Origin of the sequence: Saccharothrix texasensis (assembly GCF_003752005.1) — a bacterium.
GTDB lineage: Bacteria > Actinomycetota > Actinomycetes > Mycobacteriales > Pseudonocardiaceae > Actinosynnema > Actinosynnema texasense.
On record NZ_RJKM01000001.1, the window covers coordinates 1,845,663 to 1,868,959 of the forward strand.

The following is a 23,297-nucleotide window of genomic DNA, read 5'->3' on the forward strand; positions in this document are numbered from 1 at the left end:
CCTACCAGCCACGCAAGGCGTTGACGAACCTGTGTAACCGTTTTATCTTCGTGACCATTCTGTTTCGGCTCGGCACCGCGAGAGAGGCGTTCGACGTGAGCATGACGCGGGTCCGCGGCGGCACCGGTGGCGCCAGTCCCCCGACCGGGAAGGCGCCCGCCCCACCGGAGGGCGGTCGGCCGCGCCCCGGTCACCTGCGCCGCCTCCGGGCCGACCGGGTGCTGCTGCTCGTCGCCGCGCCGGGCCTGGCGTACTTCCTGTTCTTCCACTACGGCGCGCTGTTCGGCAACGTGCTGGCGTTCCAGGACTACGTGCCGTTCCTGGGGGTCCCGGGCAGCGAGTGGGTCGGCCTGGCGCACTTCGAGCGCATGGCCTCGGACCCGCTGTTCTGGAACGCGGTGAAGAACACGCTGCTGATCGCCGCGTTGCAGCTGGTGTTCTTCTTCCCCGCGCCGCTGGCGCTGGCGCTGCTGCTCGACAGCGTCGTGGGCGACACGCTGCGGCGCTTCGTGCAGAGCGTGGTGTACCTGCCGCACTTCCTGTCGTGGGTGATCGTGGTCGCGCTGTTCCAGCAGGTGCTGGGCGGCGCGGGCGTGGTGAACGGCTGGCTGTCGGACCTGGGTGTGGGCGGGGTGTCGATCATCGGCAACGCCGACGCGTACGGGCCGCTGGTGGTCGCGCAGCTGGTGTGGAAGGAGTGCGGCTGGGCCACCATCATCTTCCTGGCCGCGCTGTCGCAGGTGGACGAGCAGCAGTACGAGGCGGCGGCGCTGGACGGCGCGGGCTGGTGGCGCCGGGTGTGGCACGTGACGCTGCCCGCGATCAGGCCGGTGATCGTGCTGCTGCTGGTGCTGCGGCTGGGCGAGTTCCTCTCGATCGGGTTCGAGCAGTTCTTCCTCCAGCGCCAGTCGGTCGGCCCGGAGGCGGGCGAGGTGCTGGAGACGTTCGTGTACTTCACCGGCTTCGCGAACGGCGACTTCGGCTACGCGGCGGCGGTCGGGCTGTTCAAGGGCGCGGTCGGCGTGGCGCTCGTCTACGCGGCGAACAAGGTGGCCCACCGGCTGGGCGAACAGGGGGTCTACAAGGCATGAGCAGGACGACCGCGCCGGCCTGGATGGGCCGGCCAACCCCCGCGGTGCGCGTCGCCAAGGCCGTGGCGTTGACCGTGGTGGTCGCGCTGGTGGTCTTCCCGTTGTGGACGGTGCTGGCGACCAGCCTGGCCTCGCCGCAGAACGTGATCGCCGACGGCGGCTGGGTGCTCTGGCCCGACGAGTTCTCGTTCGACTCCTACGCCGAGATCCTCCAGGGCGGCATCATCAGCCGGGCGCTGCTGGTCAGCGCGGGCGTCACGGTCGTCGGCACGGCGCTGAGCCTGTTCTGCACGATCGGGCTGGCCTACACGTTGAGCCGGCCCGCGGTGTACGGCGGCAAACCGCTGCTGCTGCTGGTGCTGTTCACGTTCCTGTTCCCGCCGGGCATGGTGCCGCTGTTCCTGGTGGTGCGGGGCGCCGGGCTGTTCGACTCCTACGCCGCGCTGGTCCTGCCGTTCCTGGTCAACGTGTTCAACCTGGTCGTGATGCGCGGCTTCTTCCAGTCGATCCCCGCGGAGCTGATCGACGCCGCGCGCATCGACGGCGCGGGCGAGCTGGGCATCCTGCGCCTGGTCGTGCTGCCGCTGTCCAAGGCGGTCATCGCCGTGGTCGGCCTGTTCTACGCGGTCGCGTACTGGAACCGCTTCTTCGAGGCGATCATCTACTTCAACGACCAGGCCAAGTGGCCGATCGGCACCGTGCTGCGGCAGTACGTCACCGGCGGGGCGTCGCTCGCCGAGTCCTCGGGCGAGCTGGCGGCCACGTCGCCGCAGTCCGTGCAGATGGCCGTGGTGATGCTGGCGACGCTGCCCATCGTGTGCGTGTACCCGTTCCTGCAGCGCTACTTCGTCAAGGGTGTCGTCACCGGTGCCTTGAAGGCCTGACCCCCTCCACCGCAACCACTCCTTTCGGCTTCCCGGCCGGGAGAGGAACCTCGTCATGGACCACCGCATCGACCGCCGTTCCCTGCTCCGGCTGGCGGGCGTCGGCGCGCTCGGCCTCGCCGTCCCCTCCTTCCTCACGGCGTGCGGCGGCGGCCCCTCGGGTGGCGGCGTCTCCAACGCGGGCAAGGACCTGGCCCCGTGGCCGACGTACGTGCCGTTCACCGGCCCGACCCCGGACGCCCCCGGCGACGACTCCGGCGTGCAGCCGCTCTACCTGAAGTACCCCGAGCGGCTGGTGCGGTCGGTGGGCGACACCCCGGGCGACGGGTCCGACGTGACGGTGATGGTGCTGTCCTACGGCGCGCCGCCCAAACCGGTCGGCGACAACCAGTACTGGCAGGCGGTCAACCGGGCGCTCGGCGTCAACCTGAAGGTCATCGTGGTGCCCGACCCCGAGTACGGGCAGAAGATGGCCACGCTGATGGCGTCGAGCGGCGACCTGCCGGACCTGGTCATGTTCTCGAACCTGGCGCTGCCGCACGCCGCCGAGTTCGTCCAGGCCCGGTGCGCCGACCTGTCGGAGTTCGTCGGCGGCGACGCGGTCAAGGAGTACCCCAACCTGGCCAACCTGCCCACCTACGCCTGGAAGGGCATGGGCCGCATCGGCGGCAAGCTGCACGGCGTCCCGCTGGAACGCCCGATGCCGGCCAACAGCCTGTTCGTCAACCGCACGGCCCTGGACGCGGCGGGCATACCCCTGGACTGGACGACCGAGCAGCACCTCGACGCGATGAAGCAGCTCACCGGCGACCGCAAGTGGGGCGTCGGCTGGTTCAAGACGCTGTTCGGCGGCCTGGGCGGCATCACCTACCACGCGGGCTCGCTCGGCGCGCCCAACACGTGGTCCGCGGACGGCGGCGCGTTCGCGCCGACCCTGGCCACGCCCCAGTTCGAGCAGGCGCTGGAGGTCATGCGCGAGCTGGTCGAGTCGGGCGCGCACTACCCCGACAGCCTCACCACCAGCTCCACGGACATGCAGAGCCACTTCCACAACGGCACGGTCGCCACCATGAACGACGGGTTCGGCTCGGTGAGCCTGGCGACCATGAAGAAGATCGACGGCCGGTTCGCCCTCGACCTCGGCCGCCCCTACGGGCCGCAGGCCACACCGTGGCAGGGTCCGGGCGTCTTCGGCCACGTCACGTTCAAGAAGGCCGAGCCGGCCCGCGTCAAGCTGCTGCTGCGCATCGTCGACTACCTCAGCGCGCCGTTCGGCACCGAGGAGCACGAGCTGGCCAACTACGGCGTGGAGGGCAAGCACTTCACCAAGGACGCCGACGGCATCAGGACCACCGACCTCTACGGCCAGGAGAACAACTCGCTGCTGCCGACGAAGTACGTCGGCGCCGCGCCGGCGGTCCTCTACCTGCCCGGGTACCCGGACGCGGCCAAGGCCGTGCACGAGTGGCAGAAGGCCACCCTGCCGCGCAGCGTGCGCAACCCCGCCACCGGGCTCCGGTCGGCCACCGAGGCGGGCAAGGGCGCCCAGCTCGGCCAGATCGTCGGGGAGGGGATCGCCGCGGTCGCCTTCGGCCGCAAGCCCTTGTCCGCGTGGAAGGACGTCGTCACCCAGTGGCGGCAGGCGGGCGGCGACCGGGTCGCCGGGGAGCTGGCCGAGGAGCACGCGGCGAACCGGTGACGCCGTCGGAGCTCCGGCCCCGCCCGGGAGCGCCGGGTGGGACCGGAGCTCCGGTCACGCCGGCAGGCGGTCGCCCACCAGGGCGAGGCACTGGATGGCGGCCAGGGCGTACTGCGCGGAGGCGTTGGTGCTGAAGTCGGCCTCGTCCACCGGCTTGAGCACCTTCGGCCCCTCGACCCGCCGCGACCCGAAGTCGTGGCCCTTCGGGTAGCCCGCGTGGCCCGTGTCGAACTCCGCCCAGGCCCGCTGGGCGAGCCTGGTGTCACCGAGCTTGGCGGCGGCGTAGGCGGTGAGCCGGGAGTGCGCCTGGCGCAGGTTCAGGCTGCCCCACGACTGCCCCGTCTCCGCCTGCTGCTCGGCGGCGGTGCCGTTGTAGAGGCGGCAGTACTGCAACCACGCCCCGGTGAACGCCTCGTCGCCGGTGAGCGAGATCAGCTCGCTGCACAGCTCGACCAGGCCGAACACCGCGCCCAGCGACCCGACGCCCACCGCGGGCTCCGTCGGCGTGAACGTGCCGTCGTCCAGGTCGTACAGGCCGCTGCCGCGCGCGAACCCGTTGGGCATCGCGGCGATGCTGCGCATCCCGTTGAGCAGCTTCTCGCGGGCGACCGGGTCGCCGCCGCGCTCCCACTCGGTCAGCCAGGCGAGCGCGAGCCCGCTCCAGTCGGTGCCGGTGCTGACGCCGAGGGCATGCGGGTCGGGCTCGTACGGCCCGGTGCGGATCTTGCGGACGGGGTCCAGGGCCAGGAACGTCCGGTCGGCGTCCACGAGGTCGCGCATCAGGTCGCCGACGCGTTCGTCGGCGGTGAGGAAGTACAGGAACCGCCGGTAGCCGGCGTTGCTGATGCGCGCCTGCTTCGCGCTGTCGGCCCAGTGCTGCACCCCGTGCCGCGTGCCGAGGTCGCGCCACTTGCCGAGGTGGTAGACGTCGACCTCGCCGGTGTGGCGGGTCATCGCCTCGGCGAAGCGGAACGCCTCGGCCCGGCCGGTGCGCAGGTAGTGGTACCAGAGCCACAGGTCGGTGGACAGCTCCGAGTTGTCCCACGCGTAGCCGCCGACGTCGTAGCGCCACACGTGCCGGTCGGGGTCGTAGCTGTGCATGATGTCGCCGTAGTCCCAGAACCCGTACCAGGACCGCTGCTCCACCTGCGCGCTGTGGTGGGCGAACAGGAGGTCCAGCCGGTCCTCGATGCGCGCCCTCGCCGGGGTCGAGCGGTCCACCGGCGACCAGTCGCCGAACACGCCGGCGGCGTGCAGGTGCGCGGGCGGTGCGACGACCAGCGGCGGGGTGCGCACCGCGTCGGCCAGCTCGGCGATCCGCTCGGCGGGCGGCGTCGACGCCAACGCCCAGAACACCAGCTCCGTCGTGCGCGCGATCCCGTAGGGGGTGCCGAACCCCGGCTCGTAGTCCTCGTAGGTGATCTCCAGGCCCTCCAGCTGCTCGGGGTAGGTGTCCTGGCCCAGGCCGTCGTGGTAGAAGCGCAGGTCCATCGGCTCGGCGTCGGGCGACCACAGCCACACGGTGACCTCGGCCGTCTCGCCGGCCGCGCCCCGCACGTCGAGCTGGGTGGGGTGCAGCTGCCAGAAGTGCCGCAGGCCGAACGCGAAGCCGCCGCCGGGGCCGCCGACGTACCCGAGCCCGCCCGCCCGGCCGCCGGCGTCGACCGGGATCCACCCGTGGCCCGCCTTGGTGCGCTTGCGGACCTGGAACCCGTCGGCGGAGAGCTGGCGCAGCGAGTAGTCGCCGAAGGCGGGGACGAGGTGCAGCCGCGAAGCCACCCTGGTGTCCCAGGTGGACACCGGTGGCGTGGCCCGGCCGGCGACCTGCGCCCGGCGGACCTCCGCGCCGGGGTCGCGGCGCAGTCCGGTGACGCCGCGCACCGCCTCGGACAGCACGCCGTCACCGGGTCCGGCGAAGCGCACGTGCCGGTCGTGGGGCTCGTCGCGCATCGGCACGTCGAACCGGATGCCCAGGCCGCGGACGAAGTCCTCCTTCTCGTCGCCGTCGTACGCGAAGCTGTGCACCGCGCGGACGCCGTCGCTGCCGGCGTAGAAGTACAGGCGCACGGTGAACGGCAGCCAGGTCCGGTTGCCGTGCCGGTGGCCGCCGTCGACGCGGACGACGGCGCGGACCGGGCCGGACTGCTCGACCGTCACCTTCTCCGTGCGGCCGGTGAACTTCTCCGCCTTCGCCGTGCCGCCCTCGTCGCCGCCCGGCTCGTCCTGCCGCAGGCACACCAGGCGGCCGTTGCGGGCGATCTCGCGGTCGCCCCGGACCAGGGCGCGGACCAGCTGGTCGCCCTTCCTGGGGATCACGCACCGGATGACGCCGGTGCTCACCTCGACCTCGTTGCGGCCGTCCTCGACCGTCACGGCCGTCGCGGGCCCGGCGGGCGTGCCGCCGGTCAGCACGTACTCCTCGGCCGGCGGCACGTCCTCGCCGATGGCGTGCGCGGTCCACTTCAGCGAGCCGTCCGGCCAGTACGCGGTGGCCCACGTCTGCACGGGCACCTGCTGCCCCGCGGCCGTGCGCAGGGCGAACGCCTGCTCTTCGGGCACCGTGCCCTTCGGCCACGGCACGCCCCAGGTGGACCCGGCGGCCAGCCGCCGCGGCGTGCCGCCTTCCAGCCAGCCGAGCGGGACGCCGTCGGCCAGGACGCCGCTCGCCGCGGCCGGTCGAGGGCCTGCGGCATGCGCCGGCGCGGCGCCGTGACCGGTGTGCGCGGCGGCGCCGACCGCGGCCGCGCCGAGGATGAGGTTGCGTCGGGAGATCATCGCCATGGGTGCTCCACTCCGGCGGGGGACTCCGATGAGGTGATGAAAACGTTTACAGAGCGGTAATGCCAGCACGGGCGGCAGCCTCTGTCAAGAGACCCGGCAATGGGAGGTATGCGGTTACAGCAAAGACGGGTCGGACGCGTCCGAACGGGCCCCGCTCCGGCCCGCCGTCGACCGCAATGGTGATTTGACACCGGGACAGTCCGCCGGAAGCATCGCGTGCAAGCGTTTTACCAGCGGCGTGCACCAGCGCGGACGGAGGCGGGATGGTTCGGCGAGCGGCGTCCGACAGCGGTGGACCCCGGCCGACGACGATCCGTGACGTGGCCGCCCACGCCGGGGTGTCCGTCGCCACCGTCTCCCGGATCCTGTCCGGCACCTACCCCGGCGCGCCGGCCACGCGGACCAGGGTGCTGCGGGCGGTGCGCGAGCTGGACTACGTGGCCAACGCCAACGCGCGCGGGCTGGCGGGCGCGAGCAGCCGCAGCGTCGCCATCATCGTCAACTCCGTCGTGTCGCCGCACTACGCCCACGTCGCGCAGGGCGTGCAGACCCAGGCCGCGATCGAGGGCAAGCTCTGCATCGTCGGCACGACCGGCAGCGACCCGGAGCGGGAGCTGGCCACGGTCCAGCTCATGCGCGAGGAGCACGCCGAGTGCGTGATCCTGGTCGGCAACGTGGTGGCGGACGAGGCGTACCGCGCCCGGATGGCCGAGTACGCCCGCGCGCTGGCGCTCGCCGGTTCCCAGCTGGTCCTGTGCGGACGCCCGCCGCTCGGGCCGGACGTGCCCGCCCTGGTCGTGGAGTACGACAACACCGGCGGCGCCTACGCCATCACCAGCCACCTGCTGTCGGCGGGCCACCAGCGCATCCTGTTCCTGGGCAGGCGCGACAACTACACCACCCCGGAGAGCCGCGTCGCCGGCTACCGCAAGGCCCTGGCCGACCACCACGTGGTCCACGACCCCGGGTTGGAGGTCGAGGGCAGCATGGAGCGGCACGAGGGCTACCGGATGATCAGCGAACGGCTCGCCGCCGGGCCGGCCGACTTCACCGCCGTGTTCGCGGGCAACGACCTCATCGCCGCCGGCGCCCGCCAGGCGTTGCTCGAGCACGGCCTGCGCATCCCCGACGACATCTCCGTGGTGGGCTTCGACGACCTGCCGCCCGCGGCCGACATCGGCCTCACCACCGTCCACGTGCCGCACGAGGAGCTGGGCCGCACCGCGGTGCGCATGGCCCTGCAACGCGCACGGGACAAGTCGGGAACACCCGAACGGGTCATGCTCGGCACCCACATCGTGGTGCGCGACTCGGTGCGCCCCGTCGTGCGTTCCGGCGCCCGGTCGTGACCGACCCGCCCGAGGCCGACGAACCGGCGCGGCGACGGCAGCTCGACGTCCAGCGGCGCCTCGCCGAGCGGCGCGGCTACGAGATCGGCGAGCGCTGCTTTCTCTCCGGGCCGGCCTCCGTTCAGAACGAGGTGCTGCGCCTCGGCCCCGGCGGCTACGTCGCCGCGGGCGCCTACCTGAGCGGGTCGCTGCGCGCGGGGCGCGACTGATCGATCAACCCGTACGCGTGGTGCGCGGCGACATCCGGTTGGGCGACGCCGTGCGGATCGGCGCGCGCACCTCGATCCTCGCGTTCAACCACACCGTCGACGACCCGGACACCGAGGTGTTCCGGCAGGCCTTCCGCTCGGACGCCTGGTCGGCGGGCGCCTGGGTCGACGCCCTCGGCACCGCCCTGCACTGGAACCGGCGGCTCGGCGCCCCGGCCACGCCCGGCGACGGCCTGCGCCGGCTCGTCAACGGCTGCTACCGGGCCTCACGCGGCACGTCGCCCAGTTCGATCTGCCCCTGCCGCACCCGGAACGCGTCGTGGACACGGTCCTGGAGCACGTCCGCGACGCCCGCTTCTTCCGCCCGGAGCAGCAGGACGCCTGCACCGTCCTCGACGTCACCCACCCGCTCTGGCTGACCCGCCACACCGGGCACCGCGCCGACGAGGTCGCCGAGGTCGCGCGCCGGCTGCTCACCGACGCGCTGCGCCGCCGGTCCGCCGCGCGGGCTTCGGCTTCCGGGCGCCGCACCCCACGACCGCGGGCCTCCCCGCCACGGCGCCGGGCCTTCAGGACACCGAGATGTGGCCGGCGGTGGTGTGGCTGCTCGCCGACCTCCTCGGGCCGGCCGACGCCCTGCGCTACCGGCCGCGAGGCGTCCACCGGCCCGAACCCGCGACCAGCGTCCCCTGACCGTCCGGCGCGCGGTCGGGGTCCGGTGTCGCCACGGAGGCGCGCAGGTGGTCGCGGCGGAGCACCGCCAGCACCGCCATGAGCGCCGCCACCAGGGCGAACCCCGACGCCGCGGTCAACGCGGACAGCGGGCCGGCGGCGCCGACGACCACGCCCGCCACCAGCAGGCCGACCACGCCCGAGCAGGTGGTGACCGCGCCGGCGGTGGCGGCCACGCGTCCCCGGACCGCGTCCGAGGTCCTGGCCTCGACCAAGCCGTTCAGCGTCGCGTTCTGCACCGAGCCGCACGCGCCGGCGACCAGCCACGCGACCGCCGTGACCACGAGGTGCGGCAGCCGGGCCGGCGCGGCCAGCGCCAGCGCCAGCACCAGGTTCGCGGCGGCGAAGGCCGCGACCAGCCCCCGCGTGGTGGTGACGCGGCGGGTCAGGTTCGCGCCGAGCAGCAGGCCCGCGCTCCAGCACGCCAGCACGGCGCCGTAGGTGAACTCGTTGCCCCCGATCGGGCCCAGGACCAGGAACACCTGGTTGACCAGCGCGATGGCCACGGCCACGCCGACCACGGCCTGCGCGACGACGCGGCCCAGCAGCAGCCGGTCGCTGCGCAGCAGCACCCAGCCGCTCCACTGGCCGCCCGGCGCGGCCGCGCCGCCGTCGTCCCGCCTCGGGTCCCGGTCCGCCCGCAGCCACACCACGACCAGCGCGAGGTGCGTGAACGCGCACACCGCGTCGAGCATCACGGCCCACTGCACGCCCGGCCCGGCCGCGATCACCCCGCCGAGCACGATGCCCGCCACGGACCCGGCGTTCCGCGCCGACGACAACACCGCGTGACCGCGTGCCGCGCCGTCCTCGCCCACGGCCACCGGCACCAGGGCGGACGCGCACGTCCACACGACCGCGCCGCACAGGCCCAGCAACGCCACCAGGCCGTACAGCACAGGCGGCCGCTGGTAGCCGAACAGCAGACCGACAGGCAGCAGCACCTGCGCGAACACCGCGACGACGAGCAGCAGCCGATGGGGCACCCGGTCCAGGGCCCACCCGGCGAGCGGCGTGCCGAGCACCGCGCCGAACGCGACGGCCACGAACAGCCCGGCCACGGCGAACGCGCCGGACCCGGCCAGCTCGGTGGTGAACCCGATCAGCGTGAGCTGCGCGCCGAGACCGGCCACGCCGGACCCGCCCGCCAGCACCGCCAGGTCCCGGTTGTCCCGCAGATCCCCGAGCACTGCGACCATTCCGCTCCCCCGCCGCGTCGCCGGTACGGACCGAGGCGATCACCTCGGGGTGCCGATCATGCCCGAAGATCACCCCGGCCGGCGGCTGTGGTGGGTCAGTCCGCCCGAACGACGACCAAGGGGCACGGCGCGTGGTAGACCAGCGCCTGGCTGGTGGAGCCGAGGAGCATCCCGGCGAAGCCGCCGCGGCCACGGCTGCCGACGACCAGGAGCCGCGCGTCGCGGGCGGCGTCGAGCAGGGCTTTCGCCGGGCGTTCGCGCACCACCCGCCGTTCGACCACGACGTCCGGGTACTCCTGCCGCCATCCCGCCAGGCGCTGCGCGAGCAGCTGCCGCTGATGGTCCTCCACCTCGTCCCAGTCGACGCTCAGGCTCGCCGCGTACGGCGTCTCGGCGAGCAGCGCCGTCCACGCGAGCAGCGCGACGAGCGTCGTCCCGCGCACCGACGCCTCCGCGAACGCGAACGCGATCGCCTCCTCCCCCGCCGGTTCGCCGTCCACCCCGAGCACGACCGGGCCCGTGTCCCGGTACGCGCCGCGCACGATGGCCACCGGGCTCTTGCCGTGCGCGGCGACCGACACCGCCACCGACCCGATGATCAGCCCGGAGAACCCGCCGAGGCCCTGCGAGCCGAGCACGACGAGCCGGGCGCCCCGGGACGCGGCGATCATCGCGGCGGCGGGCCGGTCGACCACCAGCGACGTCCTCACCTCGGGCACGAGGTCCCGCACGGAGTCCGCCGCGTCCGCGAGCCACTGCCTGCCCTGCCGCTCGAACGCGTCCCGCACCTCGTGCCCGGTCAGCACCAGCTCGGGGTAGCCGCGCCTCGGCAGCAGGTAGGCGTGCACGAGTTCCAGCGGCGCCCGGTGCCGGGCGGCTTCCTCCGCCGCCCACCGGACGGCCGTCAGCGCCGACGCCGATCCGTCCACTCCGACCACGATCGGGCCACTCATCACAGCTTCCCTCCGCCGACGTCGGCCACCAGGGACACCATCCGACGCCGACCGGCCGGCCGCACGTCGACAGCCGTGCGGCGCACCCGCGGCGCCCCCGTCCGCCAAGTGCCCTCCGGCGCCGTGCCCGCCGGATACGATCGCGCCGTGGACCCCGCCGACGACCTGCTGGCCTGGGCGCCCCCGCCCGGTTCGAGCGGCGCGGCGCCGGCCGTCGCGCTGCCGGGCTACCGCGACTTCCGGCTCGTCGCGCACGGCGGCGAGGGCACCGTGTACCGGGCCACGCAGGAAGGGCTCGACCGCGACGTCGCGGTGAAGGTGCTGGACGTGACCGACCAGGACACGGTCACCCGGTTCCACCGCGAGCTGGAGATCACCGTCCGGCTGGGCCGCCAGCACCCGCACATCGTGACCGTGCTCGACACCGGCGTGATCGGCGGCCGGCCGTGCATCGTGATGGAGTACCACGACCTCGGGTCGCTGCACGACCGGTTGCGGGAGCGCGGGCCGCTGCCCGTGCACGAGGTGGTCGCGGCCGGGATCGCGGTCGCCGACGCGCTGTCGTTCGCGCACGACCAGGGCATCCTGCACCGCGACGTGAAGCCGCAGAACATCCTGGTGCTGCCCACCTCCTACGTGCTGGCCGACTTCGGCATCGCGCGCGGCGCGGACGCGGCGCACACCGCGTCGTTGCAGCTGGTGAGCTACCGGCACGCCGCGCCGCAGATGGTGGACGGCCGCCCGCCCGCCGCCGCCGACGACCTGTGGTCGCTGGGCTCGACGCTGTTCACGCTGCTGGACGGCCAACCGCCGTTCGCGTCGGCCGACCCCGGCGAGGACACCATGCTCGCCTACCTCGGCCGGGTGCGCGAGGCGCAGCCGAGGTCGCTGCTGCGGCGGGACGTGCCGGTCGAGCTGGTGGCGATCATCCTGCGGTGCCTGCGCAAGGCGCGGGAGGAGCGGTTCCCCGACGCCGCCGCGCTGCGCGCCGCGCTGGCGTCGGTGCCGACGTGGTCGCCGCAGTCCACCGTGGACCCGGAGCACACCGCGGCGGTGCGGCACGTGACGCCGGAGCGCTACCCGGAGGGCCCGACCGAGCTGCCGGACTTCGGTCCGAAGCCGGTGCTCGACAGCGCGCCGGAACCGATCGCCGCCGCGCCGGAGCCGGCGAAGACGTGGACCGAGGACCTGGCCGACCTGACCGTCCGGCACCACACCGAGCGCCGTCCGCCCGTGCCGCCGCCCGCGCCGCCGCTGGTGGAGCTGCCGGAGCCGCCGCCGTCGCGGCCACGCCGGTCGTGGAAGCTCGCCGGGGCGAGCGCGGTGTTCGTCGGCGTGGCGGTCGGGGTGGCGTTGAGCCTGCCCGGCCGGTCGGAGCAGGTCGCGTCGCCGCCGTCCACGGCGACGACCACGACCACCACCACGGCCGTCACGACCACCTCCGCGACGGCCGGCCTGCCTCCGGGTGGTGATCCGCGGTTCACGCCGGTGCTCAAGCGGCTGGAGGACGACGGCGACCGGATCGAGCTGTTCTGGACGGACCCGAGCGAGGGCAACGCGCAGTTCGTCGTGGTCGACATGACGGGTCCGGCGCCGAAGCCGTTGGTGACGGTGGCGGCCGGTGCGACGTCGCACGTGCTGGAGGACCTGGAGCCGAAGGCGCCGCAGTACTGCTTCCAGGTGCTCGCGATCGGGCTGGACGACCCGGCCACGCAACGCGGCGCGTCCGCCCGCACGTGCGCCGTGCGCAACGGCTGACGCCGCGCACCACGGCCGACCGCACGCCTCGCGCTGACGCCGTGCGCCGACGCCTCGGGCTATCGCCGCCACAGGGGCCGCGGGTCGATCGCCCAGAACACCCTGCGGTACCAGGGAACCCCGCGCCGCAGCCCGCCGCGCACCTGCTTCGCCAACCACCACGCCGAGGTCCCACCGCGCTCGTCGGCTTCCGGGATCTCCCCCGGCGTCCTCGGGGCGAAGGCGGCGTGCTCGGCCAGCCGCGCCAACTCCACCGCCGGCCCGGACCCCAGGCCCGCCGCGATGTCCGGCGCGGTCCGGTCGGCGGGCGGTGTCCGCCCCGCCAGCAGCAACCCGTCCAACACGTAGGCCCAAGCGCCGGTCGCGCCCCCGGCGCGCAGGCGCCCGCGCCGCGCCAGCCGCGCCGACCCGAGCACCAGCAGGATCAGCACCGGCACCCCGCCGAGCACCGCGTACCCGATCCACCGCTGCGACCCGGCGGGCGTCGCCTGCGCGGCGACGGGGCTCGACGGGGTCACCAACGGCGGCGGCGCGGACAGCGGCGTGCTCGTCGGGGTGGCCGTGACCGACGCCAACCGGTCGAGCACCTCGCGCTTCTGCGCGGCGCTCGAACCGCCCGACGACACACCCGACACGGGGTCGAACGGCACCCAGCCCCACCCGGCGAAGTACACCTCCGGCCAGGCGGTCGCGTCGCTGCCGCGCACCACGCGTTCCTCGCCGTCGGCGGGTTGGAAGCCGACGACCACCCGGGTCGGCAACCCCACCGCCCGCGCCAGCACCGCGAACGCCGACGCGAACTGCTCCGCCGTGCCCGCGTTCGCGCCCGGTTCACCGGCGCCGCCGAACAGGAACCGCTCCAGCCGCGCGTACGACGATCCGACCGGCGCCTGCGCGTCCGGCGTCCGGCCCTGCTTCACCACCTGCTCGATCGCCACGGCCCGCTCGTAGGGCGACCGCGCGTTCTGCACGATCTGCCGCGCGTACTCGGCCAACGAGTAGGGCAGGCCCGGCAGCTCCAGGTACCGGCCCGCGTTCGCCGGCACCGCGGCGTCCAGCAGGTCCGTGTCGTCGGGCACGTCCACCACACCCCGCACCCGGTACGACAACCCGGGTGTCAGCTCCTCGCGCAGCACCAGCGAACCCGAGTCCGGGTCGACCATCGCGCCGGCCAACGTCACCCCTGTCGGCCGCCCGACCGTCGGCAACCACCGGCCGCCCAGCTCGCCGACGGTGATCTCCACCTCGGCCTCGTCCACCCGCGCGCCGGGCGGCAGGTCGGGTTCCGCGACGGCCCCGATCGGCCCATACAGCGACGCCGCCCGCCACGCCGCGCCCGAGTAGTCCGACAACGCCACCAACCGCACCGCCCGCTCCGGGCCGCGCACCCGGAACAGCTCGGTGTCGCCCAGGTTCGCCCACGACGCCAACTGCGGCAGCGGACTCGCCACCCCGAGATCGCCGACCGGCGGCTCCACCAACTCCCGGGGCTCGAACGCGTCACCGGACGGCAAAACCGCCGCGAGCGCCGCCACCACCGCCACCGGCACCGCCGGCAACCCCGACAACACCCGCCCCCGGCCGCCCGCCTCCACCCGGTCCACCACCAGCCACCCGGCCGCCGCCAACGCGACCAACCCGACCGCCACCAACCCGAACCGATCCGCCCGCCCCGCCGTCAACAACGCCGTGCACGTGTACAACACCGCCGCACCACCCACCGGCGCCACCAACGACCGCCCGCGCCCCGCCACCGCCAGCACCACGACCAGGGACACCCCGAACACCAGCAGCGCGCCCGGCGCCAGCAGCTCGGGCGTCGCGGGCGCGGGGCGGGCGGCGGTCAGCAGGCGCGGCACCAGGTCCAGCAGCACGGGCAGCGGGTCGGCGGAGTCGGCCGCCGTGTCCCTGGCCACCCAGTACCCGCCGACGAGCGCCGACGCCACCAGCGAGAACACCACGAGCCCCGAAGGCACCCGCCGCCACCGCAACAACGGCAGGCACCCGAACGCCACCACCGCCGCGCCCGCGAACACCAGCGACGCGGTGAACCCCTGCCACCCCGACCCCAGGTGCAACGCCGCCACGACAACCACCAGGGCCGCCCAGCCCACCCTGGCCGCGCTCACGGCGGTGCTCACCGGCCTCGTGCTCACCGGCCTCGTGCTCGTGCGCTCGGTGCCTGGGCCGGCCGGCGTGCTTGTCCGGGTGGTGCTCGCGTCGGCTGCGGTGCTTCCCGCGGCACTTCGTGCGGTGCCCGGGGTGGCGCTCGCTGGGGTGGTGCGGGGGGCGGTGTCGGCGGGTCTGCGGGCGTTCACGTGCCCACCGCCGCGACACACCCTGGGCCGGGGCGCCGCGCCTCCATACTTCCGGCAACAAAATCGGCGCTTCCATTCATCCCCGGCGGCCATGACGCTATCGGGTGATCTACGGCAGCGCCGGCGGTCATCGCGACACCGCCGTGTTCCAGGCGTCCAGGAGGCCCTCGGCCTTGGCGTGGCGCAGCAGCAGCACCGGGCCCACGGCCGAGATCGGCTGCGTCACCTCAGGATCCACGACCAGCACGACGCCCACCGAGGCACGTCCCGCCTCCAGCGCCAACGCGGACAGGTCGGCCCTCGCCCCGCACACCACGGCCACCACGTCCAGGTCCCGGATCGGCAGTGAGCGCACCGCCCCGCCCCCGTCGGCCGCTCGGAGATCCGCCAACGCCGCCAGCACCACCGACGCGTCCGCGTCGACCGCCCCCGCCGGCAGCTCCACGTCCACCGCGCCCGACGTCGACACCAACCGCACGGGGTGGCCCTCGGCGATCGCCACCGTCACCAGCGACGCCGCCACCTCCACCGCGTCCTCCAAGTCCTTCGTCTCGCCGTACCCGTCCACGTGGTCGTCGAGCACCACCGCCAGGTGCGGCCGGGCCGGGTCGGCGTCCTCCCGGATCATCAACGTCCCGGTCCGCGCGGACGTCGCCCAGTGCAGCCGCCGCAGGTCGTCACCGGGCACGTACTCGCGCAACCCCACCAGGTCCGTCCCGCCGCGCTCCACCCGCTCCTCGGCGCCGACGTGCCCGCGCCGCACCCCGCCGGGCAGACCGCGCACCGGCAGCACGCGCGGCACCACCCGCACCTCCACCACGTCGCCCACGACGGTCCGGGCGCGCGCGAGACCCGCCAGACCCCGACGGCTCAACGTCAACGGCCCGACCTTCAGCAGTCCGCGCGCGTGCGTCGGGATCGGGTACTCCACCTTCACGTTCTGCCCCGGCGCCAGCAGCGGGATGTCGACCGGCACCGCCTCGCCCGCCACCTCGTCGGTCGCGTCGAACACCACCGGGAAACGCCTGCTGGTGCCCGTCAGCTCCACCACTCCCGTGCAGGCGCCCAACCGCTGCACGGTCCGCGGCCGCACGGTCCGCTTCGGCGCGACCTGCGCCCGCGACAGCACCGACACCACGCCGACCGCCACGAGCAGCACCAGGGCCAGCCCCAACCCCGCCACCCCCGGGTACCGCCACCACAACCCGAGACCCGCCAGCGGCACGCCCAGCAGCACCGCGCCCGAGCCCCGCGCGGTGAGCCGCACGCCGGTCATCGCGCGGCCGGTCGCGGCACCGCCACGCCCGCCAGGACGTCGGCCAGGACCTCCCCGGTCGTCGTGCCCGCCAACTGCGCCTCGCGCGTCAGCACCAACCGGTGCGCCAACACCGGCACGGCCAACTCCTGCACGTCGCCCGGCACCACGAAGTGCCTGCCCTGGGCCGCCGCGTACACCTGCACGCACCGCACCAGGGAACGCAGCCCACGGGTGCTCGCGCCCAACCGCAACCGGCTGTCCTCTCGCGACGCGACGCCGATGTCGCTGATGTAGCGCAACAACGGGTCCGCCACGTGCAGCGTCGCCAGCCGACGTCCCTGCTCGGCGACGACGCGCGGGTTGCTCACCGTGGGCACCGCGCCCACCTGTCCCGCGCCGCTCCCGGGCCGGAGCACGTCCATCTCGTGCTCCACCGACGGGTAGCCGATGGACGTGCGCAGCATGAACCGGTCCAGCTGCGCCTCGGGCAGCCGGTACGTGCCGTCCAGGTCGATCGGGTTCTGCGTGGCCACCACCAGGAACGGCGCGGGCACGGCGTGCGCGACGCCGTCCACGGTCACCGTCCGCTCCTCCATGACCTCCAGCAGCGCCGACTGCGTCTTGGCCGCCGCGCGGTTGATCTCGTCGGCCAGCACGATGTTCGCGAACACCGGCCCCGGCCGGAACCGCACCTCGCCGGTCTGCGGGTCGTACACGGACGTGCCGGTGACGTCCGACGGCAGCAGGTCGGGTGTGAACTGCACCCGCCTCGACACGCCGCCCAGCGCGCCCGCCACGGCGCGCGCCAACGTCGTCTTGCCCGTGCCCGGCACGTCTTCCAGCAGCACGTGCCCGCCGGCGAACAGCGCGACCAGCACCAGGTCGACCACGTCCCGCTTGCCGCGCACCGCGGACCCGACCGCGTCACCGAGCCGCGCGTGCAGGGCGCGGAACTCCGCGATCTCGTCCTCGCCGATGGCCGGCACCGCCGCAGTCGTCACGTCACGCCCCTCGTCACTCCGACCCGCCGCGCCGCATCCGCCGGTTGCGCAGGGTCAGCAGCCACGCCGTGGCCAGCAGCCCGATGCCGCCGCCGACGAGCTGGTTGTCCTCCTCCGACGCGGGCACGCTCAGCGGCTGGCAGATCCTGCCGCCGTCGCAGTTCTCGATCGGCTCGCGCACGCGCACCGGGTACACCTTCGACTCCGCCACACCCGCCGGGCCGTACGCCCGCACCAGCAGCGAGTTGAAGCCGGTGTCCACGTCGATCGTCACGGTGCCGCCGGCGCACGCGATCGGCACGCTGATGCTCAAGGTCGTGTTGGCGACCTCGCACGTCCCGCTGTGGCTCGCCCAGTCCGCCGGGGGCGCCGTGGTCACCCTCCTCTCGTACAGGTGGGAGCCCGCGCCGGCCGTGCTGATCACCGCGGCGCCCGGGGTGGGCAGCGGCGGTGGCGGCGGTGTGGTCGTCGTGGTGACCACGGGCGGCTCGGTCGTCGGTGGCGGCGGCGGTGGCGCGGCAGTCGTGGTCGTGACCACGGGCGGCTGGGTGGTGGTGGTCACGGCCGCCGGCCGGATCGTCCACGACGCGGTGCCCGCCTCGCCCGTGCCGAACCGGTTGTAGGCGGCCACCGAGACGTCCAGCTTCCCGCTCGCGCAGAACGTCGAGCCCGCACAGGGCAGCACCAGCTCGGCCGACGTGCCCGCCACCCGCGTCTCCCGGGACCCGCCCGAGAACGCGCCGGTCCCCGTCACCGCGTACCCCGAGATCGGCTCGCCGCCGTCCGGCGCCGCGCTCCAGCTCACCGCCACGACCACGGAGGCGCCGTCGTTGCCGCGCTGCGACACCGTCACGCCCGCCGGACGCCCGGGCGCCGCGCCCGACACGCCGGCGCTCGGCGTCGTCGTCACGGTCACCGGCGCGGTGGTCGGCTCCACGCCCCGGACCTGCGTGTTCTGCCCGTCGCCCCGCGTCGGCGGGTCCGGGCGCGGCGGCGGAGGACTGGGCACGCTCGGGATCGGCGTGCGCTCCGGGTCCATGACCGGCAGCTCGGGGCTGCGGATCACCACGTCCCGGGTGCGCCCGTCGGAGTCCACGATGACGCCCGAGTCCGCGCCCGGCGTGTTGATGAACAGCTTGTCGTCGTCGAAGACCAGCGCCGGGTCTCCCGCACCGCCGGTTCGCACGTCGTCCGCGGCCTTCCGGCCCGCCCGGTCCAGCACCACGACCTTGCCCGAACCCAGGCACGGCACGTAGACCCGGTCGCGGAACACCGCCGGCCGTCCGGGTTTGGGGCAGTCGAACTGCCGCATGTCCACCCGGACCACCTCGTCACCGCTGACCAGCACGACCACCGACGCGTCCGGGACCGACGCCGGCACCAGGCCCGTCGGGCTCGTCTGCGCGGCCAGCACCTCGCCGGTGAACGACGCGGTGCTCGCGGTGAGGTCGCGGCCGGTGCCGTCGCGCACCACCACGCCGCCCTCCAACCCGAGCAGCGTCACGCCGCGCTCGTGCGGCACGAGCGCGGTGCGCGGTCCGGCGCCCGCCACCGCCTTGTTGGTGCGCTCCAGGAACTTCAGGTCTTCGTCGGACCACTCCAGCGAGTGGAGGTTGCCGCCGTGGTCGACGGCCCAGACCACGCCGCCGTCGTCGGCGACCACGTCGGCCAGCGGTTGGCCCGCGAGCCACGGCGAGCCGATGTCGGCCAGCGTCACCGGGTCCGCGTTGTGCACGGAGCCGGCCGCGCGGTCGACCACGAACACCCGGTCGAGCACGATGAGGACCTTCGCCGACGGGCCGGCGGGCGCCTGGCGGCGACCGGAGGACAGCAGCGTGGCCAGGTCGATCACGGTGATCTGGCCGGTGCGGCGGTCGAGCACGATCAGCTTGTCGTCGGACTGCGCGATCTCCAGCCGCGCGTCCGCGCCGCTGACCTGCAGCCGCGTCTGGGGTTTCCCGGAGCTCGGGTTGACCTGCACGACCTCGCCGCGCTGGTCGTCGTTCAGCCACGTGAGGCCGTCGGAGACCTCGACGGCGGTGCGCGAGATGCCGTCGCCCAGCGCGGCACCGGCGAGCAGCAGCAGCCCCAGCGCGGCGGCGCTCACACTGGCCGACTCGCGCCGGCCCGCGCCGACGACCCGACGCGCGATCCTGCCCAGCTTCGCTCCCACGGGCCGGATGCTAACGGCCCGGTATGACAATTCCGGGGCAACCGGCGAGCCTGCTCCGCTCGGCCCACACCCGGTTCGGCCGGATGCGTCCACATCGGACGGGTCGTCCCCCGCGCGTGGGATGCCCGGCCTGTCACGCGGCCTTCCGGAGGGGCGGTCTCACAGGTCGGCGAACTCCTCCCGCCGCGCCTTCGCGCACTCGACCGTCAACCCCGCGTCCACGGCCCGGCTGATCTCCGCGAGCGACTGCAGCTGCGCGGGCGTCAACACGTCGAACAGGTGCTCCCGCACCGCCGTCACGTGCCCGGCCGCCGCGGCCTCCAGCACCCGGAACCCGGCGTCGGTCAGCACCGCGTTGGAGCCGCGGCGGTCCGACGGGCAGGCCTGGCGCTCGACCCAGCCCTCCTTCTCCAGCCGGGCCACCGCGTGGGAGAGCCTCGACCGCGACGAGTGGCACACCGACGCCAGCTCGCTCATCCGCAGCGAGCGCTCCGGGGCCTCGGACAGCGCGACGAGGATCTCGTAGTACGCCATCGGCATCCCGGAGTCGCGCTGCAACTGCCGGTCCAGGTGTCCGGTGAACTTGGTCACGGCGGTCATGAAGGCACGCCACACCTGCTGCTCTTCAGCGCTCAGCCACCGCACGTCGCTCATGTCTCCCATCATACGGGCGTTGTTGAACCTTCAACCAGGATGCGCTATGTTCTGTTGAGAGTTCAACCAGACCAACCCAGAAGGACCATCAATGACCTCGCAGACTGTGCAGATCCCCGGCTACCTCGCGGGCACGTGGGCGATCGACCCGGTGCACTCGGACATCTCCTTCGTGGTCCGCCACCTGGGCGTGTCCAAGGTCCGCGGCCACTTCGGCACGTTCGAGGGCACGATCGTGACGGCCGAGAACCCGCTGGAGTCCACGGTCACCGCGAAGATCGACGCCACCTCGGTCGACACGCGCAACGGCCAGCGCGACGCCCACGTCAAGGGCGAGGACTTCCTGGACGTGGAGAAGTTCCCCGAGCTGACCTTCACCTCCACCGGCGTGCGCGCCCACGGCGAGGGCTTCCTCGTCGACGGCGAGCTGTCCCTGCACGGCGTGACCAAGACCGTGTCCCTGGAGCTGGAGATCAACGGCTTCGGCGACGGGTTCGAGGGCGCGAAGGTCGCGGGCTTCTCCGCCTCCACCGAGATCAACCGCCGCGAGTTCGGCGTGACCGGCGGCGCGGCGGGCGCGGTCGTCGGCGACAAGATCACGATCCTGCTCGAGATCGAGGCCGTCAAGCAGGCCTGAACCGGCCGCCGGACAGGCACGAGCCAGCCTTCCGAAAGGGCCCGCCGACTCCTCGGCGGGCCCTTTCGCGCTGCTCAACGGCCCTCGCCACGCCACCTACCGTGCGTAGGGCGAGTAGCTGGACCGGGCGAAATCGAGCGTCATTCCATTTCACCGCGCATTTCGGTAACTTCTGCCGTGCCGCCGCAACCTGCCTGAACCGCGAGCCGTCTCCACCCGTAGTAGATCGTGGGACCCGAGTTTTGCTTCGGTCGGCACTGAAGCGGTAGAACTCGGTGCGGACACAGTCCGCTCACGGTCGGTAGACCGCGTGGGTGACATCGGACGCACCCATGGCACCATCTGGCGCAGCAACGCGCCGGACGCAGGCGAGGAGGATCGGTGTGAACGCCCAGACCGAACAGGTCGACGACCTTCGACTCGTCGCGCTGCCCACCGCGGTGAACGTGGCGGACCTATTCGTGCGCTTCTCGCTGGGCGAGTGGCGGCTGCGCGCGATGCAGGACGAGGCCGCGCAGACGGTCCGCCGACTGGTCGGCGCCGCGGTCGACGTGGCCGACCGGCGCGCGCCCGGCTTCCTGCTGGTGCGCCTGCGGCTGACGGGCGCCTGCCTGGTGGTCGAGGTCGAGGGCAACCGCGTCGCGCTGCCGCCGGAGCTGGCCGGCTCCCGCGCGGGCCTGGTCGACCTCACCGCGGGCGGCCACCTGGCGTGGTGCGAGCTGGCCCTGCCGTCGGGCATGAGCGCCTCGGCCGTGCCGCTGCCCCGCCGCGAACCCCGCCGCTCGCCCGCCGCCGAGGCGCTGGGCGACGAGCCGGACGTGGACCCCGAGGTCATCCAGCGCATCCTCTACGGCCTGGGCGGCGGGGCGCACCGGCCCGATTAGCGGGCCGTCACCGCAGGTTCCCACCTCCGCGCAGGCAGTACCCCCGTTCGATCTACTGCTCCGGCGACCGAATGGCGGTATGCCTGAGGTGCCCTCGCCACCGCGAGGCGCGCACCTCGGGAAAGGGACCGTTGATGATGATTCTCCGACGCGCCGCGAAGCGGATGGCCGTGGTGGCCGCCGCGATCGGCGTGGTGGCGGGCTCGACCGTCGCGCCCCCGGCCTCGGCCACCACAGTGGTCCCGGACGGGGTCTACGGCATCGCCTTCCAGGGCGACGAGGACTCCCTGCTGACCCACCTCTCGACCGGGGAGGGGTTGCCGACCGTCCTCCTGCCGGCGTTCGGCCAGCCCGGCTACCAGGAGTGGGAGGTCGTCCGGGACAGCCGGACCACCCAGATCATCAGGAACCTGCACAGCGGCCTCTACCTGGGGCTCGGCGGGGGCGTGCCGCGGCAGCACCGGCCCGTCGTCGCCACGCCGTACCCCTACTCGTGGACCATCCGCGCCGGCTCGGCGCCCGACCGCGTCCTCATCACCTCCGCCGTGGGCGACGACCGGTTGCGGCTCGACCGGGCACCCACGTGGACCTACCCGCCGCGGGTCGACATCCAGCTGCCCCGCGACGACGGCGGCCAGGAGTGGCAGCTCACCCCGCACGAGTGACGCCCGGGGCCGGCGCCCCACCGGGGACGCCGGCCCCTCCGCTCACTTCCGCGCGAGCGCCACCAACGCCGCCGCCAGCACGCCCATCCCGCACCAGGACACGAGCGGCAGCCGCTCGTGCAGCACGACCACGCCCAGCACCGCCGCCACCGCGGGCTCGGCGAGCGTCAACGTGGTCGCCGCCGCCGCGCCGGTGTGGCGGAGCCCACGGGCGAACAGCAGGTACGCGGCGAACGTGGTGAACACCGCCAGGTGCGCGGTCACCGCCAGCCCCGACGGGCTCGCCAGCCACCCCACGCCCACCACCGACAGCACCGGCAGCGTGAGGGCCGACGCGCCGCCGAACACCACGCCCACCACGGCCCGGGACGGGTGCCCCGAGCCGATGAGGTGGGCGCAGACCACCGAGTACACGGCGTAGGACAAGCCGGCGACCAGCGCCAGCGCCACGCCGACCAGGTCGACGCGGGCGTCGCCGCCGCCCAGCACGAGCGCCGTGCAGCCGGCCACGGCCGCCGACGTGGGCAGCGGCCGCGACCGCAGGCCGAGCAGGATCGGCGCGACGGCCAGCGCCACGGTGGTGCCCACCGCCACACCCGTGCGCGCGACGGCCGGGTAGAACGCGAGCACGTAGCCCGCCACGGTCACCGCGCCGAGCAGCAACAACCGCCAGTCGGCGGTCCGCAGCACGGCACGCGTGCCGCCGGCGGTCAGGAACAACAGGCAGCCACCCGCCACCAGCCCGGCCGCGCCCACCGCCGCGGTCGGTGCGGAAGCGGGCGCCATCGAGCTCGCGGTGCCGGTGGTGCCCCACAGGACGCACGCGGCCAGGATCGGCAGCGGTCCGCGGGTGGAACGAGCGCGTGATGGCATGACAGAGGTCGACACGAAGGTCTCCGTTCGCGAGACGAGGGTGAAGAGGACGCGAACGGGCGCACCGCGTGACCGGGCCGGGCGGGACGTGACCGGGGTCGGGATCTCGACCGGGTCGACGTGGCCGGGGCGGGTCAGGCAGGCGTGGAGGCGTGCGTCAGCGAGTGCGCCCGGTCAGG

General features: G+C 74.0%; 19 protein-coding genes. 10 read left to right on the forward strand and 9 right to left on the reverse strand.

Annotated features, from left to right (window positions below; genetic code table 11):
- The first annotated feature begins 50 nt into the window (after positions 1 to 50).
- Genes EDD40_RS06815 through EDD40_RS06825 form a run of 3 tightly spaced genes read left to right on the forward strand, consistent with a single transcriptional unit; the run spans position 51 to position 3,674 of the window.
- Positions 51 to 1,091 (forward strand): ABC transporter permease, encoded by a 1,041-nt coding sequence (locus EDD40_RS06815; RefSeq protein ID WP_246037488.1) that lies wholly within the window; start codon positions 51 to 53, stop codon positions 1,089 to 1,091.
- The gene (locus EDD40_RS06820; protein ID WP_123742130.1) at positions 1,088 to 1,975 is read left to right on the forward strand and encodes a carbohydrate ABC transporter permease; all 888 of its coding nucleotides are present in this window, start codon (positions 1,088 to 1,090) and stop codon (positions 1,973 to 1,975) included. The genes EDD40_RS06815 and EDD40_RS06820 overlap by 4 nt, the downstream gene beginning before the upstream one ends.
- 55 nt (positions 1,976 to 2,030) lie before the next feature.
- Complete coding sequence (locus EDD40_RS06825) at positions 2,031 to 3,674, forward strand: extracellular solute-binding protein (protein WP_123742131.1); 1,644 nt, start codon at positions 2,031 to 2,033, stop codon at positions 3,672 to 3,674.
- A 54-nt stretch (positions 3,675 to 3,728) separates the two neighbouring features.
- Here EDD40_RS06825 and EDD40_RS06830 read toward each other — a convergent pair whose 3' ends face one another.
- The gene (locus EDD40_RS06830) at positions 3,729 to 6,455 is read right to left on the reverse strand and encodes an exo-rhamnogalacturonan lyase family protein (RefSeq protein ID WP_123742132.1); all 2,727 of its coding nucleotides are present in this window, start codon (positions 6,453 to 6,455) and stop codon (positions 3,729 to 3,731) included.
- Positions 6,456 to 6,775: 320 nt separating this feature from the next.
- Here EDD40_RS06830 and EDD40_RS06835 point away from each other — a divergent pair, with 320 nt between their 5' ends.
- The 3 genes from EDD40_RS06835 to EDD40_RS06845 are packed head-to-tail and all read left to right on the forward strand — an operon-like array spanning position 6,776 to position 8,432.
- Complete coding sequence (locus tag EDD40_RS06835; RefSeq protein ID WP_246037489.1) at positions 6,776 to 7,804, forward strand: LacI family DNA-binding transcriptional regulator; 1,029 nt, start codon at positions 6,776 to 6,778, stop codon at positions 7,802 to 7,804.
- Positions 7,801 to 8,013: a hypothetical protein gene (locus EDD40_RS06840; RefSeq protein ID WP_123742134.1), complete on the forward strand. Its 213-nt coding sequence runs from the start codon at positions 7,801 to 7,803 to the stop codon at positions 8,011 to 8,013. Before EDD40_RS06835 ends, EDD40_RS06840 begins: the two co-directional genes overlap by 4 nt.
- A 17-nt stretch (positions 8,014 to 8,030) precedes the next feature.
- Positions 8,031 to 8,432, forward strand: coding sequence for a hypothetical protein (locus EDD40_RS06845; RefSeq protein WP_123742135.1), 402 nt, complete (start codon positions 8,031 to 8,033; stop codon positions 8,430 to 8,432).
- 222 nt (positions 8,433 to 8,654) lie between these two features.
- Here EDD40_RS06845 and EDD40_RS06850 read toward each other — a convergent pair whose 3' ends face one another.
- On the reverse strand, positions 8,655 to 9,944 hold the full coding sequence (locus EDD40_RS06850) for an MFS transporter (RefSeq protein WP_123742136.1): 1,290 nt from the start codon (positions 9,942 to 9,944) through the stop codon (positions 8,655 to 8,657).
- A gap of 95 nt (positions 9,945 to 10,039) precedes the next feature.
- Positions 10,040 to 10,897 carry a universal stress protein gene (locus EDD40_RS06855; protein WP_123747823.1) on the reverse strand — a complete coding sequence of 286 codons (858 nt, stop codon included), beginning with the start codon at positions 10,895 to 10,897 and terminating at the stop codon, positions 10,040 to 10,042.
- 147 nt (positions 10,898 to 11,044) lie between these two features.
- On the opposite strand from EDD40_RS06855, the gene EDD40_RS06860 reads away from it, so the two are divergent.
- Positions 11,045 to 12,655, forward strand: a complete 1,611-nt coding sequence (locus EDD40_RS06860; protein WP_170184979.1) for a serine/threonine-protein kinase — start codon at positions 11,045 to 11,047, stop codon at positions 12,653 to 12,655.
- 59 nt (positions 12,656 to 12,714) lie between these two features.
- On the opposite strand, the gene EDD40_RS06865 is transcribed toward EDD40_RS06860, so the two are convergent.
- The 5 genes from EDD40_RS06865 to EDD40_RS06885 all read right to left on the reverse strand — a co-directional run bounded on the left by EDD40_RS06865 (position 12,715) and on the right by EDD40_RS06885 (position 20,059).
- Positions 12,715 to 14,796, reverse strand: a complete 2,082-nt coding sequence (locus EDD40_RS06865; RefSeq protein ID WP_123742138.1) for a transglutaminaseTgpA domain-containing protein — start codon at positions 14,794 to 14,796, stop codon at positions 12,715 to 12,717.
- A 304-nt stretch (positions 14,797 to 15,100) separates the two neighbouring features.
- Positions 15,101 to 16,249, reverse strand: a complete 1,149-nt coding sequence (locus EDD40_RS06870) for a DUF58 domain-containing protein (RefSeq protein ID WP_123742139.1) — start codon at positions 16,247 to 16,249, stop codon at positions 15,101 to 15,103.
- Positions 16,246 to 17,232 (reverse strand): AAA family ATPase, encoded by a 987-nt coding sequence (locus EDD40_RS06875; protein WP_123742140.1) that lies wholly within the window; start codon positions 17,230 to 17,232, stop codon positions 16,246 to 16,248. Before EDD40_RS06875 ends, EDD40_RS06870 begins: the two co-directional genes overlap by 4 nt.
- Before the next feature lie 13 nt (positions 17,233 to 17,245).
- On the reverse strand, positions 17,246 to 19,405 hold the full coding sequence (locus EDD40_RS06880; protein ID WP_123742141.1) for a YncE family protein: 2,160 nt from the start codon (positions 19,403 to 19,405) through the stop codon (positions 17,246 to 17,248).
- 159 nt (positions 19,406 to 19,564) lie between these two features.
- On the reverse strand, positions 19,565 to 20,059 hold the full coding sequence (locus EDD40_RS06885) for a MarR family winged helix-turn-helix transcriptional regulator (protein WP_123742142.1): 495 nt from the start codon (positions 20,057 to 20,059) through the stop codon (positions 19,565 to 19,567).
- Positions 20,060 to 20,150: 91 nt separating this feature from the next.
- On the opposite strand from EDD40_RS06885, the gene EDD40_RS06890 reads away from it, so the two are divergent.
- From EDD40_RS06890 to EDD40_RS06900, 3 genes are all read left to right on the forward strand, one after another.
- Positions 20,151 to 20,696, forward strand: a complete 546-nt coding sequence (locus EDD40_RS06890) for a YceI family protein (RefSeq protein WP_123742143.1) — start codon at positions 20,151 to 20,153, stop codon at positions 20,694 to 20,696.
- A 383-nt stretch (positions 20,697 to 21,079) separates the two neighbouring features.
- Positions 21,080 to 21,580, forward strand: a complete 501-nt coding sequence (locus EDD40_RS06895; RefSeq protein WP_123742144.1) for an ATP-binding protein — start codon at positions 21,080 to 21,082, stop codon at positions 21,578 to 21,580.
- Positions 21,581 to 21,714: 134 nt separating this feature from the next.
- Positions 21,715 to 22,245, forward strand: a complete 531-nt coding sequence (locus EDD40_RS06900) for a hypothetical protein (protein WP_148088709.1) — start codon at positions 21,715 to 21,717, stop codon at positions 22,243 to 22,245.
- Between the two features lie 42 nt (positions 22,246 to 22,287).
- On the opposite strand, the gene EDD40_RS06905 is transcribed toward EDD40_RS06900, so the two are convergent.
- Complete coding sequence (locus tag EDD40_RS06905; protein ID WP_123742146.1) at positions 22,288 to 23,118, reverse strand: EamA family transporter; 831 nt, start codon at positions 23,116 to 23,118, stop codon at positions 22,288 to 22,290.
- Positions 23,119 to 23,297: the final 179 nt, after the last annotated feature.